We start from the raw sequence: 14,153 nt of genomic DNA, 5'->3' as shown, positions 1-14,153 counted from the left end.
GACCGATCCTGGGTAGGACGGATGGGGGTTTGACCGAACGAGACGAGGGGCAGCGGATGAGCGGCTTCGACACCGCCCGGGGCGGCCGGGGTTACCGTACCGAGCAGGTGGACGCCTATCTGGCGGCGTTGCGGGCGGAGATCGACGCGGCGCACCGGCGGGTCGCGGCGCTGACCGAGCTCGCGGGCCAGCTGGAGACCGAGGCCGCCGCCCTGCGCGCCGCCGTCGAGACGCTGGCCCCGCCCACGTACGAAACCCTCGGCGCGCGCGCCGCGCAGATCTTCCGGCTCGCCCAGGAGGAGGCCGCCGGGCTGCGGGAGCGGACCGACGGCGAGGCGCAGGAGTGGTACGCGACCGCCGAGCGCGAGGGCCACGAGACCCGGGAACGGGCCCGTCGCGCGGCGGCGGAGCGGCGCGCCGAGGCGGACGACGAGGCCGCCCGCATCGTCGCCGAGGCGGGCGCGGCGGCGGACGGGCTGCGCCACGAGGCCGAGGCGGAGGCCACCGCGGTGCGCGAGGAGGCCGACCGGGCCTTCGCCGCGGTGCGCGAGGAGGCCGCCGCGCTCATATCCCAGCAGGAACGGGCGCACCGCGAGCGGGACGCCGCCTTCGACCGGGAACGCGCCGAGGCCGAGGCCGCCGTCGAGCGCCGGGTCGCCGACCTCTCCGATCGCGCCGACCAGGTGCTCGCCGAGGCCCGGCAGGCCCTCACCGACGCCCAGGACACCGCCGACCGGCGGCAGGCCGAGGCCGACGCGCACGCCGCCGAACTGATCGCCCGCGCCCGGGCGGCGGAGGAACGCGTCAACCGCGAGAGCGAACGCGAGATCCGCGAGCACGAGGCCCGGCGCGACGAGATCCGCTCCCACCTCGCCCACGTCCGCACCAGCCTCGCCGCCCTCACCGGCCGCACCGTCGACCCCGACGAGTAGCCCCCGCCGCCCACCCCGGCCCCCGTCGCACGGCCCCCGCGCGGGGAGCGAGGACGCGGCGGGTGTCCGTTGCCGGCTTCCGTCCGCCCCGCCGGGTGGGGGTGATCCGCGAGCCGTGGGCGGGTACCCGCGGGGGCGGGGCGGACCCGGGGGCCGTTGTCGGTACGGGGCCGTAGGCTGGAATCCACACCCGGCCCGTGCGTTCGTGCCGGGCGATTCGCGTTGTCCGCCTTCGGGACACCTTGGACATCTTCGGGACGGAATGCATCCATGAGCCTGTCCGGTCTGCTTGACGTCGTCATCGAGGATCCGGCGCTGGCCGAGGCGGCCGAGGCCGCGCGCGGCGGCAACCGGAGCCGTCTGGACCTGGTGGGGCCGCCGGGCGCGCAGCCCTTCGCGCTGGCCGCGCTCGCCGCGAGCAGTGGCCGGCCGCTGCTCGCGGTGACCGCCACCGGCCGCGAGGCCGAGGATCTGACGGCCGCGCTGCGCTCGTTGCTGCCGCCCGACTCGGTGGTGGAGTTCCCGGCCTGGGAGACGCTGCCGCACGAACGCCTCTCACCACGTTCCGACACCGTCGGGCGCCGCCTCGCGGTGCTGCGCAGGCTCGCCCACCCCAGCGCGGACGACCCGGCGGCCGGCCCGGTCAAGGTGGTCGTCGCCCCGGTCCGCTCGGTGCTCCAGCCGCAGGTCAAGGGGCTCGGCGACCTGGTCCCGGTGAGCCTGCGCAGCGGGCAGCGGGCCGACCTGGGGCAGGTGGTGGACGCGCTGGCCGCCGCCGCGTACGCCCGCGTGGAGCTGGTGGAGAAGCGCGGCGAGTTCGCGGTGCGCGGCGGCATCCTGGACGTCTTCCCGCCCACCGAGGAACATCCGCTGCGGGTGGAGTTCTGGGGCGACGACGTCGAGGAGATCCGCTACTTCAAGGTCGCCGACCAGCGCAGCCTGGAGGTGGCCGAACACGGCCTGTGGGCGCCGCCCTGCCGTGAGCTGCTGCTCACCGACGAGGTGCGCCGCCGCGCCGCCGCGCTCGCCGAGGACCACCCCGAACTCGGCGAACTCCTCGGCAAGATCGCCGAGGGCATCGCCGTCGAGGGCATGGAGTCCCTCGCCCCGGTCCTGGTGGACGACATGGAGCTGCTGCTGGACGTGATGCCGGCCGGCAGCGTGGTCGTCGCCTGCGACCCGGAACGGGTCCGTACCCGCGCCGCCGACCTGGTGGCCACCAGCCGCGAGTTCCTGGAGGCGTCCTGGGCGGCCACCGCGATGTCATCCAGCACGGGCGAAGCCCGTTCCGGCAAGGGTGGTGGTGGGCGACGGGCGGGCGGGGAGGCTCCGATCGACCTGGGCGCCGCCTCCCTGTGGTCGCTGGCCGACGTACGCGACCACGCCCGCGGGACCGGCACCCCGTGGTGGTCGGTGAGCCAGTTCTCCGCCGACGCCGAGGCCGACGAGGACGACGGCGACACCCTGCGGCTGGGCCTGCACGCCCCCGAGACCTACCGGGGCGACAGCGCCCGCGCCCTCGCCGACACCAAGGGCTGGCTCGCCGACGGCTGGCGCACGGTCTACGTCACCGAGGGCCACGGCCCGGCCTCCCGCACCGTCGAGGTGCTCGGCGGCGAGGGCATCGCCGCCCGCCTCGACGTCGAGCTGACCGCCGCCCCCGAGCCCTCCGTGGTCCACGTGGCCTGCGGCTCGGTGGAACACGGCTTCGTCGCCCCCGCCCTGAAGCTGGCCGTCCTCACCGAGACCGACCTGTCCGGCCAGAAGTCGGCCAGCAAGGACATGGGCCGGATGCCGTCCCGGCGCCGCAAGACCATCGACCCGCTCACCCTCCAGCCCGGCGACTACATCGTGCACGAGCAGCACGGCGTGGGCCGGTACGTGGAGATGGTCCAGCGCACCGTGCAGGGCGCCACCCGCGAATACCTGCTGGTGGAGTACGCCCCCGCCAAGCGCGGCCAGCCCGGCGACCGGCTCTTCGTCCCCACCGACCAGCTGGAGCAGATCACCAAGTACGTGGGCGGCGAGGCCCCCACCCTGCACCGGCTCGGCGGCGCCGACTGGACGAAGACCAAGGCCCGCGCCAAGAAGGCGGTCAAGGAGATCGCCGCCGACCTGATCAAGCTGTACTCGGCGCGGATGGCCGCCCCCGGCCACGCCTTCGGCCCGGACACCCCCTGGCAGCGTGAGCTGGAGGACGCCTTCCCGTACGCCGAGACCCCCGACCAGCTCACCACCATCGCCGAGGTCAAGGAGGACATGGAGAAGTCGGTCCCGATGGACCGGCTGATCTGCGGCGACGTCGGCTACGGCAAGACCGAGATCGCGGTGCGGGCGGCGTTCAAGGCGGTGCAGGACGGCAAGCAGGCCGCCGTGCTGGTGCCCACCACGCTGCTGGTGCAGCAGCACTACTCCACCTTCACCGAGCGGTACGCGCAGTTCCCGGTGGTGGTCAAGGCGCTCTCCCGGTTCCAGACCGACACCGAGGCCAAGGCCGTGCTGGAAGGGCTGCGGGATGGCTCGGTCGACCTGGTGATCGGCACCCACCGGCTGTTCTCCTCCGAGACCCGGTTCAAGGACCTCGGGCTGGTCATCGTCGACGAGGAGCAGCGCTTCGGCGTCGAGCACAAGGAGCAGCTGAAGAAGCTGCGGGCCAACGTGGACGTGCTCACCATGTCGGCCACCCCGATCCCGCGCACCCTGGAGATGGCGGTCACCGGGATCCGCGAGATGTCCACCATCACCACCCCGCCGGAGGAGCGCCACCCGGTGCTCACCTTCGTCGGCCCCTACGAGGAGAAGCAGATCGGCGCCGCCATCCGGCGTGAACTGCTCCGCGAGGGCCAGGTCTTCTACATCCACAACCGGGTGGAGTCCATCGACCGGGCCGCCGCCCGGCTGCGGGAGATCGTCCCCGAGGCGCGGATCGCCACCGCGCACGGCCAGATGTCCGAAACGGCGCTGGAACAGGTCGTGGTGGACTTCTGGGAGAAGAAGTTCGACGTGCTGGTCTCCACCACGATCGTGGAGTCCGGCATCGACATCTCCAACGCCAACACGCTCATCGTCGAACGCGGCGACAACTTCGGCCTCAGCCAGCTCCACCAGCTGCGCGGCCGGGTCGGCCGGGGCCGGGAACGCGGCTACGCCTACTTCCTGTACCCGCCGGAGAAGCCGCTCACCGAGACCGCCCACGAGCGGCTGGCCACCATCGCCCAGCACACCGAGATGGGCGCGGGCATGTACGTGGCCATGAAGGACCTGGAGATCCGCGGCGCCGGAAACCTGCTCGGCGGTGAGCAGTCCGGCCACATCGCCGGGGTCGGCTTCGACCTGTACGTGCGCATGGTCGGCGAGGCGGTCGCCGACTACCGGGCGGCGCTGGAGTCCGGGGCGGGCGCCGAGGAGGAGGCGCCGCTGGAGGTCAAGATCGAGCTGCCGGTCGACGCCCACGTCCCGCACGACTACGCCCCCGGCGAGCAGCTGCGCCTCCAGGCCTACCGCGCCATCGCGGCCGTCAACTCCGAGGAGGACATCGCCTCGGTACGGGAGGAACTCGCCGACCGGTACGGCAAGTTGCCCGAGCCGGTGGAGAACCTGCTGCTCGTGGCCGGCCTGCGGCTGCTGGCCCGCCGGGTCGGGGTCACCGACATCACCCTGCAGGGCTCCAACATCCGCTTCGGGCCGGTGGAGTTGCGCGAGTCGCAGGAGCTGCGCCTCAAGCGGCTCCACCCGCGCAGCGTCCTCAAGCCCGCCGCCAAGCAGGTGCTGGTGCCGCGTCCGTCCACCGGCACGATCGGCGGCAAGCCGGTGGTCGGCCGGGAACTGCTCCAGTGGACGGCGGAGTTCCTGACCTCGGTGATCGGCACCTGACGCGGCCGCCCGCCCGGTACGCCCACGGAGCCGGGCGACACCGGGCGGGCGGGACGTCGTTGTGCGGAGTGTCGCGGAGTTGTGGATATCACAGGCCGCGAGTCCTTATTCTCGATCAGCGCCAGGTCGATGCACGTACCGCTCGATCAACCGCCGGGAGGCTCCATGGTCCGCCGCCGTACCGCCACGCTCTCCGTGACCGCCGCAGCGCTGCTGGCCGCCACACCGCTGCTCACCTCCTGCGGCACCGCGCACCCGGGTGCGGCTGCGGTGGTCGGCGGCGAGAAGATCCCGGTCTCCGCCCTCCAGGCCCGGGTCGAGGCGGTACGCGACGCCGAGGGCGGCGCCGGCCGGACCGCCCAGCTCGGGCAGGCCACCGGTGACCTGAGCCGGGCCACCCTCGGCTCCATGCTCTTCGACCGGGTGCTCGACCGGGCCGCCCGCGACGCCGGGATCACCGTCACCCGGCGCCAGGTCCAGGAACTGCGGGCCACCGCGGAACAGCAGGCGGGCGGCCCGACCGCGCTGCGCGAACAACTCCTCCAGCAGTACGCCGTCGCCCCCGGCCAGATCGACGACTTCTACCGGGTCCAGGCCGAGGCGCAGGCCCTCGCCCACCGGCAGGGCGTCGACCTCAACTCCCCGGACGGCCAGGCCGCGCTCACCAAGTCGCTGGCCAAGACCTCCGCGCGGCTCGGCATCGACGTCAACCCGCGCTACGGGACGTGGCACGCCCAGACCCTGTCGCTGGGCACCGCCACCGAACCGTGGGTGCGCAAGGCGCTGACCCCCGCCCCGGGATCGGTGAGCCTCCAGGGCTGACGCCGGTCCGGGGGCCGGCCGCGTGGCGTTGTCACAGGTCCGGGGTACGTTCGAGGGGTGACCGACACCGTTGCCCCCACCGCCGGCCCCGGCCGTCTGGTGCTCCTCACCACCAGCCACCGGGTGGCCCCCGGACTGCTCTCCTGGCCCGCCTGGCAGGCCCTGCGCTCGGCCGACGAGGTCCTGTGCCCCGACCCCGGCCACCCGCAACTGCCGTATCTGCGGGAGGCCGGGATCACCGTGGAGCACGCGGCGCCCTCCGGCCGCGAACTGGTGGACCGCGCCGCCGGAGGCCGCACGGTGCTGGTGATACCGGCGGCCGACGGCGACCCCGCGCTCACCGACGAACTGGCCCGGCTGGCCGGCTCCGGCCGGCTGCGCATGCCCGACCTGGAACTCCTCCCCGCCTCCTACGACCTGCCCGGGGCCCGGCTGCTCGACCTCGTCCAGGTGATGGACCGCATCCGCGCCGAATGCCCGTGGAGCGGCACCCGCACCGGCGAGGGCCTGGTGAAGTACCTCATCGAGGAGGCGTACGAACTCGTCGAGGCGATCGAGGACGGCGACCGCGCCGCCTACCTGGAAGAACTGGGCGACGTCCTGCTCCAGGTGGTCTTCCACGCCCGCATCGCGCAGGACGACCCCGAGGAGCCGTTCTCCATCGACGACGTGGCCGGGGCGCTGGTCGACAAGTTGATCCGCCGCCATCCGCACGTCTTCGGCACCGAGACCGCGCACACCCCGGAGGAGGTCAAGGAGCACTGGCTGCGCACCAAGGCCGCCGAGAAACGGCGTTCCTCGGTCACCGAGGGCGTCCCGCTCGACCAGCCCGCCCTCGCCCTCGCGGCCAAACTGGCCGGCCGGGTACGCGCCGCCGGCCTCGACGTGCCCCCGCCCCCCGCCGACGACGCCGACCTCGGCGACCGGCTGCTCGCCCTGGCCGCGCTCGCCGAACGGCAGGGCGTGGACCCGGAGTCCGCGCTGCGGGCCGCCGCCCGCCGCTACCGCGCGGCGGTCCGGTCGGCGGAGGCCGCCGCCCGGCCCGAGTGACAGGGGGCCCGCCCCCGCCCGAGTGATCCGCCGCCGGCCGGGTACCCGAGCCTCATGATGCGGTCACCGAGCACGGACCTAGCCGTCACCAAGGATCTGCTGGTCGGCGTCGGACCCTTCGTGGTGGGCGTCGTCATCGTCATCGCGCTGGGCTTCCTGGCGCTCCACTACGGGCGTCGCAGGCGGGAGAAGGAGCCGGTGCCGCCGCAGACGCCGCAGCCGAGGGGGGCGGCGTGGCGGACGCGTGAGCAGTACGGGGAGCCCACCTCGGTCGAGCAGCGCTCGCCCGAGGTGGAGAGCGGGTACGAGGACGTCTCCCGGCCCGCCGAAGAGGTCCCCCGCGACGGCCGTCGCCGCCGCCCCCAAGAATTCCGCGACTACCCCGGCCCCCGCACCTAACCCCCCGCCCCCCACGGCTTGGCCGGCCATCACGCGGTGGCCGGTTCGCCCGCTCCAGGTTTCCGGGGTGGCCCCGTATCCCCGCCCCTCACGGCTGGGCCGGCCATGCAGTGGTGGCCGGTTCGCCCGGTTCGGGTTGCCGGGGTGGCCCCCGTTCGCCCCTGTCTGGTGGGTGGTGGGGGTGGGTTTTTGGTTTGGTTCGGCACGGGGTGGGTTCGCCTATTGCCGGTGCGGGGTCGGGGGCGCGCCGGGGGTGACTCCTCGCTCCAGGTTTCGTTGTCGGCTTTCGGCCGCCCCGCTGGGTCGCTGCGGGGACACCCCCGGCACACCCCCTTCTGTCCGTTGGCGGGTGCCTCTCTTCGCGGGTGGGGGTGAGTGAGGAGGTTGGGGTGACCCCGATCTCCTTTCTTACCCACCCCGTGCCGCAGCGCGGAACGATGCGGAACGGGGGCGTGCAGGGGTGTCCCCGCAGCGACCCAGCGGACCGGCGGAGAGCCGAAGACGATGCGTGGAGCGAGGAGTCACCCCGGAGGGCCCCCGGGAACCCAGGCAGACAGTGCGCATCCCGCACTGTACGAACACAGCCACGGGTGGGCGGGGGGAAACAGCTGTGACGTCAGCCACGACGAGACGGGGGATCGGGGGAACCCGGGGAGGTAATGGCTGACCGCCAGCGCGAGCGAACCCGCGGGGGCGACAGAATGGGGTGTGCGCTTCACGCTTGACGAGCCGTGGCCTCGGACCGAGGCCGACGCCCTGTGCCTCCAGGAACGCCTCCGCGACCACGTGGACCGCCTCGGGCCGGGCCCGATCCGCCCGAGGCTGGTCGCCGGGGTGGACGTGGCCTACGCCGAGGGGTCGGACCGCGTCGCGGCCGGGGTCGTGGTGCTGGACACCGCCACGCTGGACGTCGTCGAGCAGGCCACGGCCCAGGGCGTGGCCACCTTCCCGTACGTGCCGGGACTGTTCGCCTTCCGCGAAATCCCCGTTCTCGTCGAGGCGTTGAACCGCCTGGAGTCGGTCCCGGAGCTGCTGCTGTGCGACGGGCACGGGCTGGCGCACCCGCGCCGTTTCGGACTCGCCTGCCACCTCGGGCTGCTCACCGGCATCCCGTCGGCCGGCGTCGCCAAGACCCCGTTCGTCGGCCGCTACGACCCGGCCGCCCTCGGGTCCGGGCGCGGCGCGCAGGCCGACCTCGTGGACGACGGCGAGACCGTCGGCCGCGCGCTGCGCACCCAGGACGGCGTCAAGCCCGTCTACGTCTCCGTGGGCCACGGCATCGACCTCGACACCGCCTGCCGTCACGTGCTGGCCCTCGCCCCCTCCTACCGCCTCCCCGAGACCACCCGCCGCGCCGACCGCCTCAGCCGCGACACCCTGCTGGGCCGGTCCCCGCGGCGCTGACGCGGGCGCCGGGCGCGCCGGGCCACCGGCTACCGTCGAGGCGTGCACGACCACGAGCCCGCCGCCCCTTCGCCGTCCCTGTTCAGCTGGGAGTTCGCAGCCGACCCCTACCCCTCGTACGCGTGGCTGCGGGAGAACTCCCCGGTGCACCGGACCACGCTGCCCAGTGGGGTGAACGCGTGGCTGGTGACGCGGTACGCCGACGCGCGGCAGGCGCTGGCGGACGCCCGGCTGTCGAAGAACCCGGTGCACCACAGCGAGCGGGCGCACGCCAAGGGGAAGGTTGGGATCCCGGGGGAGCGGAGCGCGGATCTCATGACGCATCTGCTCAACATCGATCCGCCCGACCACACCCGGTTGCGGCGGCTGGTGTCGAAGGCGTTCACGCCGCGGCGGGTGGCGGAGTTCGCGCCGCGGGTGCAGGCGCTGACCGACCGGCTGATCGACGGCTTCGCCGGGCGGGGGTCGGCGGACCTCATCCACGAGTTCGCCTTTCCGCTGCCGATCTACGCCATCTGCGACCTGTTGGGGGTGCCCGCCGAGGACCAGGACGATTTCCGGGACTGGGCGGGGACGATGATCCGGCACGGCGGCGGGCCGCGCGGCGGGGTCGCCCGGGCGGTCAAACGGATGCGCGCCTACCTGCTGGAACTCATCCACCGCAAGCGGGCCGCGCTCGGCGACGACCTGATCTCGGGGCTGATCCGGGCCAGTGACCACGGGGAGCACCTGACCGAGAACGAGGCCGCCGCGATGGCGTTCATCCTGCTGTTCGCCGGTTTCGAGACCACCGTGAACCTGATCGGCAACGGCACCTACGCCCTGCTGCGCGACCCGGGGCAGCGCCGGGTGCTCACCGACGCGCTGGCGGCGGGGGAGACGGCGGTGCTGGACACCGGGGTCGAGGAGCTGCTGCGGTACGACGGGCCGGTGGAGCTGGCGACCTGGCGGTTCGCCACCGAGCCGCTGACCATCGGCGGCCGGCGGATCGGCACGGGGGAGCCGGTGCTGGTGGTGCTGGCCGCCGCCGACCGGGACCCGGCGCGGTTCGACCGGCCCGACACCCTCGACCTGGCCCGCCGGGACAACCCGCACCTGGGCTTCGGCCACGGCATCCACTACTGCCTGGGCGCCCCGCTGGCCCGGCTGGAGGGCAGGACCGCGCTGGCCACCCTGCTGACCCGGCTGCCCGACCTCCAACTCGCGGTGCCGGAAGGGGAGTTGCGGTGGCGTGGCGGGCTGATCATGCGCGGTCTGCGGGAACTCCCGGTGACGTTCACCCCGGAGCCGGACCGCTCGGCCGATACCGGTGCGAACAAGGTCAACTGACGACTCGTCAGTAACGTGACCGTCGCGTGATCTCCACTACATCCCCCCGTAACCGCCACCGAACGACGCTACGCTCTGCGGTCGTCCGTGACGTCGGAGAAAGGCACTCCATGCTCAGGTCCGGTAACGGCCAGCACCGAAAGCCGCGGCAGGCGCCCAGAATCGTCGTGGCCGCCGGGGTCGCAGGGGCCGGGATGACACTGCCGCTGCTGGCCTCCGGTGGCGCCCAGGCCGCGTCCACCGGCACCTGGGACCGGGTCGCCCAGTGCGAGAGCGGCGGCGCGTGGAGCGCCGACACCGGCAACGGCTACTACGGCGGGCTGCTGCTGACCCAGTCCGAGTGGGAGCAGTACGGCGGCCTGTCGTACGCGCCCCAGCCCGACCTGGCCAGCCGGCAGCAGCAGATAGCCGTGGCCGAGAAGATCCTCGCCGCCCGCGGCGTCTCCGCCTGGCAGGACTGCGCCGCCGACGCGGGGCTGACCCAGGGCGGCGCCCCCGCCGCCGTCGACCCCGGCGTCCCGCAGACCGGGGACGGCACCGCCTCCGGCACCACCCGCACCCACGACGACCCGCCGGCCCGCCCCTCCGACGGCCCGCAGGACACCGGCCCGGACACCGGCCCGTCCGCCCCCTCCTCCTCTTCCTCGGCCTCCTCCCCGACACCGTCGGCCTCGGCCTCCACCGCGCCCTCCGGCACCCCGTCGGCCTCCCCGACCCCGTCGGGCACCGCCTCGTCCTCCGCCTCCCCGACCCCGTCGGCCGGCAGCCCCACCACCACCCCCTCCGGCAGCCCCACCCCCACCGGCCGCCACGCCAAGCCCCCGGTCCCCGACACCACCGCGCAGGCCCCGCAGGAGACCCCCTCCGCCCCCGCCACCGGTGACCGCGGCGGCGACGACGAGACCTCCCGCGGCGGCTCCCACGCCCGCCCCACCGTGCCGCGGCAGGGCGACACGTCCGCCGCCTACACCGTCCGGCCCGGGGACAACCTCTCCCAGATCGCCACCGACCACTCCGTGACGGGCGGCTGGCCGGCGCTGTACGACGCCAACAAGTCCGTGGTGGGCTCCGACCCCGACCTGATCCTGCCCGGACAGCACCTCACCCTCGGTCACTGAACCCCGGGTAAGGGGGCGTCCGGCTGTGACATAACTCTCCCGGCCGGCGCCCCCGTCCGACCGTTGCCGATCTTGAGCGCACCGCCGTCGACCTGCGTTTTCGTCCCCGTCGCGGTCCTAGCCGGGGCCCTGGCCGGGAACCCGGCCGTGGTTGCCGGGCCCGGCGGGGCTGTGCTTATGGTCTTCACCGCTCGCCACCGCGAGCCCTGTCGGTCGGGAACGCCGAGTCCTGCCGCCCACCGACGGGAACAGTCGACGCGAGAGCGCCGTAGGCAGGAGCGGGGGACCCAGGTTCTCCGCCGGACCGGACGGTACGGGCCCAACGCCCCGCCGCACGGCCCGGCTTGGGGTTAAGTCGCGTGCCACCACGGCACCGACCGGGCACTCACTCGGCCCGCACCCGACAGCTCACCTCGTAGGCGTCGGTGAGGATCACTTCCCCATGGGCAAGCACCGTCGTGCCTCCAAGGCCGTTCGCATCGCCACGTTCGCCGGTGTCGCCGGCGCCGCCGTCGCCGCTCCGCTGCTGAGCGCCACCTCCGCCTCCGCCGCCTCGGTCTCCGTGTGGGACCGCGTCGCCCAGTGCGAGTCCAGCGGCAACTGGTCCAACCACGACACCGGTGGCAACGGCCACTACGGCGGCCTGCAGTTCTCGCCGTCCAGCTGGGCCGCCGCCGGCGGTCTGAAGTACGCCTCGCGTGCCGACTACGCCACCAAGGACCAGCAGATCGCCGTCGCCGAGCAGCTGCTGAAGATGCAGGGCCCGGGCGCCTGGCAGTGCGCCTACGCCGGTCCGCTGACCTCCGGCGGCCCCGCTCCGGCGGTCGACACCGCCGGCTCCGGCAACGCCGCCTCGGCGCAGACCGACGCCGTCAAGCCGGCCAAGCCCGCCGCCCCGGCCCCCACCCAGCACCGCCACGCCCCGCGGCACGCCGCCCCGGCCGCCCCGGTGCAGCGCGGCACCGGTGAGTACACCGTCCAGGCCGGCGACACCCTGTCGAAGATCGCCGCCGACCACCAGGTCGCCGGTGGCTGGCAGAAGCTCTTCGACCTCAACAAGGACGTCGTCAAGGACGCCAACCTCATCTTCCCCGGTCAGCACCTGCACCTGCGCTGACCAGGGCCGGCCCGGGCACCCCCGGTAACGGGGGCGGCCCGCGCCGGGCCAGGGCGCGCCGAGCGCCCGTCCCCGTCTCCCCGGCCGGACACGCCTTCCCCCGAGCGTGTCCGGCCGGGGCATTTTCGGCCCGGCGTCCGGACCGTCGGGCCGGGCCGGGCCCCGCGCCGGTTAGGCTCATGGCGCAGAGCAAGACACACATCCCAAAGGAGATGCTCGTGCCGTCCATCGACGTCGTCGTAGCCCGGGAAATCCTCGACTCGCGAGGCAACCCCACCGTCGAGGTCGAGGTCGGCCTCGACGACGGCAGCACCGGTCGTGCCGCCGTTCCGTCCGGCGCCTCCACCGGCGCCTTCGAGGCCCTCGAACTCCGCGACGGTGACAAGGCGCGCTACGGGGGCAAGGGCGTCGAGAAGGCCGTCCTCGCCGTCATCGAGCAGATCGGTCCGGAGCTGGTCGGCTACGACGCCACCGAGCAGCGCCTGATCGACCAGGCGATGCTCGACCTGGACGCCACCCCCGACAAGTCCTCGCTGGGCGCCAACGCCATCCTCGGCGTCTCCCTGGCCGTGGCGCACGCCGCCTCCGAGGCGTCCGACCTGCCGCTCTTCCGCTACATCGGCGGCCCCAACGCGCACGTGCTGCCGGTGCCGATGATGAACATCCTCAACGGCGGCGCCCACGCCGACTCCAACGTGGACATCCAGGAGTTCATGATCGCGCCGATCGGCGCCGAGTCGTTCTCCGAGGCGCTGCGCTGGGGTGCCGAGACGTACCACGCGCTCAAGGGCGTCCTCAAGGAGCGCGGCCTGTCCACCGGCCTCGGCGACGAGGGCGGCTTCGCGCCCGACCTGGAGTCCAACCGGGCCGCCCTCGACCTGATCGTGGAGGCCATCAAGAAGGCCGGCTTCCAGCCCGGCCAGGACATCGCGCTCGCCCTGGACGTCGCCGCCTCCGAGTTCTACAAGGAGGGCGTCTACGTCTTCGAGGGCAAGGAGCGCACCGCCGCCGAGATGAGCGCCTACTACGGCGAGCTGGTCGACGCCTACCCGCTGGTCTCCATCGAGGACCCGCTGCACGAGGAGGACTGGGACGGCTGGAAGACCATCACCGACCAGCTCGGCGACAAGGTCCAGCTCGTCGGTGACGACCTGTTCGTCACCAACCCCGAGCGCCTCCAGCGCGGCATCGACAGCAACACCGCCAACGCGCTGCTGGTGAAGGTCAACCAGATCGGCTCGCTCACCGAGACGCTGGACGCCGTCGAGCTGGCCCAGCGCAGCGGCTACAAGTGCATGATGTCGCACCGCTCCGGCGAGACCGAGGACGTCACCATCGCCGACCTGGCCGTGGCCACCAACTGCGGCCAGATCAAGACCGGTGCCCCGGCCCGTTCCGACCGCGTCGCCAAGTACAACCAGTTGCTGCGCATCGAGGAGATCCTGGACGACGCCGCGGTCTACGCCGGCCGCAGCGCCTTCCCGCGCTTCCGCAACCAGTAACCGGCGTCCGCGCCCCGGTCATCCGGCGCGTCCCGCTGCACAGGTCCCCGCACCCGGTCCCGTACCGTGTGCGGGGACACCAGCGAGCCCGGCGGGGCCAACGGCGAGGGGAGACGGCGTGGCGGCGGATCGGTTCTCCACCGCGGCGAGGCTGAAGGCCCTGGGCCAGCAGGCACAGGCCCGCGTCTACCGGGCCACCGGCCGGCGGCCGAGGCGCGGCAAGCTCACCGGCCGCGCCGCGCTGCTGGCGCTCACCGTGTGCGCGCTGGTGGTGGCGCTCGCCTATCCGACCCGTCAGTACGTCGCCCAGCGCGCCCAAATCGCCGACCAGCGTCGGCAGGCCGAGGCACAGCGCCGCGAGGTGGACCGGCTGCGGGAGGCCAAGGCCCGTTGGTCGGACCCGGAGTTCGTCAAGTCCCAGGCGCGTGAGCACCTGCACTACGTCATGCCCGGCGAGACCGGTTACGTGCTGCCCGGGCTGCCCGGGGACGGCGCCGCCCGGCACGGCTCGGACCCGTCCGGCGCGACCGACCGGCCCTGGTACGACAACCTGTGGGACGGGGTGAACTCCTCCGACGCCCGCCGCTGACCGGCGCGTTGCCCCACC

General features: G+C 73.8%; 11 protein-coding genes and 1 riboswitch. All 11 genes read left to right on the top strand.

Features of this window, described 5'->3' with window-relative positions; all coding sequences use genetic code 11:
* Positions 1 to 29 precede the first annotated feature (29 nt).
* The 11 genes from SCATT_RS09900 to SCATT_RS09850 all read left to right on the top strand — a co-directional run bounded on the left by SCATT_RS09900 (position 30) and on the right by SCATT_RS09850 (position 14,135).
* Positions 30 to 932, top strand: coding sequence for a coiled-coil domain-containing protein (locus SCATT_RS09900; RefSeq protein WP_014627782.1), 903 nt, complete (start codon positions 30 to 32; stop codon positions 930 to 932).
* Between the two features lie 270 nt (positions 933 to 1,202).
* Positions 1,203 to 4,805, top strand: a complete 3,603-nt coding sequence (mfd, locus tag SCATT_RS09895) for a transcription-repair coupling factor (protein WP_014142870.1) — start codon at positions 1,203 to 1,205, stop codon at positions 4,803 to 4,805.
* A 165-nt stretch (positions 4,806 to 4,970) separates the two neighbouring features.
* Positions 4,971 to 5,627, top strand: a complete 657-nt coding sequence (locus SCATT_RS09890; protein ID WP_014142869.1) for a SurA N-terminal domain-containing protein — start codon at positions 4,971 to 4,973, stop codon at positions 5,625 to 5,627.
* Between the two features lie 57 nt (positions 5,628 to 5,684).
* Positions 5,685 to 6,677 carry a nucleoside triphosphate pyrophosphohydrolase gene (locus SCATT_RS09885; RefSeq protein WP_014142868.1) on the top strand — a complete coding sequence of 331 codons (993 nt, stop codon included), beginning with the start codon at positions 5,685 to 5,687 and terminating at the stop codon, positions 6,675 to 6,677.
* A gap of 54 nt (positions 6,678 to 6,731) precedes the next feature.
* Complete coding sequence (locus SCATT_RS09880; protein WP_014142867.1) at positions 6,732 to 7,076, top strand: DUF6479 family protein; 345 nt, start codon at positions 6,732 to 6,734, stop codon at positions 7,074 to 7,076.
* A 708-nt stretch (positions 7,077 to 7,784) separates the two neighbouring features.
* The gene (locus tag SCATT_RS09875; protein WP_014142865.1) at positions 7,785 to 8,480 is read left to right on the top strand and encodes an endonuclease V; all 696 of its coding nucleotides are present in this window, start codon (positions 7,785 to 7,787) and stop codon (positions 8,478 to 8,480) included.
* Positions 8,481 to 8,522: 42 nt separating this feature from the next.
* Positions 8,523 to 9,809: a cytochrome P450 family protein gene (locus tag SCATT_RS09870; RefSeq protein WP_014142864.1), complete on the top strand. Its 1,287-nt coding sequence runs from the start codon at positions 8,523 to 8,525 to the stop codon at positions 9,807 to 9,809.
* Positions 9,810 to 9,919: 110 nt separating this feature from the next.
* A complete protein-coding gene (locus SCATT_RS09865) occupies positions 9,920 to 10,927 on the top strand; it encodes a LysM peptidoglycan-binding domain-containing protein (protein ID WP_014142863.1) in 1,008 nt (335 codons plus the stop codon).
* A gap of 254 nt (positions 10,928 to 11,181) precedes the next feature.
* Positions 11,182 to 11,364, top strand: a riboswitch (cyclic di-AMP (ydaO/yuaA leader).
* 5 nt (positions 11,365 to 11,369) lie between these two features.
* Entirely contained in the window at positions 11,370 to 12,044 is a 675-nt protein-coding gene (locus SCATT_RS09860) for a LysM peptidoglycan-binding domain-containing protein (RefSeq protein ID WP_014142861.1), read from the top strand.
* Positions 12,045 to 12,262: 218 nt separating this feature from the next.
* Positions 12,263 to 13,546, top strand: coding sequence for a phosphopyruvate hydratase (gene eno, locus SCATT_RS09855; RefSeq protein ID WP_014142860.1), 1,284 nt, complete (start codon positions 12,263 to 12,265; stop codon positions 13,544 to 13,546).
* Between the two features lie 118 nt (positions 13,547 to 13,664).
* Complete coding sequence (locus tag SCATT_RS09850; protein ID WP_014142859.1) at positions 13,665 to 14,135, top strand: FtsB family cell division protein; 471 nt, start codon at positions 13,665 to 13,667, stop codon at positions 14,133 to 14,135.
* The last annotated feature ends 18 nt before the right edge of the window (positions 14,136 to 14,153 follow it).

Origin of the sequence: Streptantibioticus cattleyicolor NRRL 8057 = DSM 46488 (assembly GCF_000240165.1) — a bacterium.
In the GTDB taxonomy this organism is placed as follows: domain Bacteria; phylum Actinomycetota; class Actinomycetes; order Streptomycetales; family Streptomycetaceae; genus Streptantibioticus; species Streptantibioticus cattleyicolor.
Note: the sequence above shows the minus strand (reverse complement) of the source record. Positions and strands in the feature narration are given on the sequence as shown.

What these genes read in the sequence shown, in the direction of transcription:
- mfd (WP_014142870.1), top strand. Translation starts at nt 1,203, where the DNA reads ATGAGCCTGTCCGGTCTGCTTGACGTCGTCATCGAGGATCCGGCGCTG.
- SCATT_RS09890 (WP_014142869.1), top strand. Translation starts at nt 4,971, where the DNA reads ATGGTCCGCCGCCGTACCGCCACGCTCTCCGTGACCGCCGCAGCGCTG.
- SCATT_RS09880 (WP_014142867.1), top strand. Translation starts at nt 6,732, where the DNA reads ATGATGCGGTCACCGAGCACGGACCTAGCCGTCACCAAGGATCTGCTG.
- SCATT_RS09865 (WP_014142863.1), top strand. Translation starts at nt 9,920, where the DNA reads ATGCTCAGGTCCGGTAACGGCCAGCACCGAAAGCCGCGGCAGGCGCCC.
- SCATT_RS09860 (WP_014142861.1), top strand. Translation starts at nt 11,370, where the DNA reads ATGGGCAAGCACCGTCGTGCCTCCAAGGCCGTTCGCATCGCCACGTTC.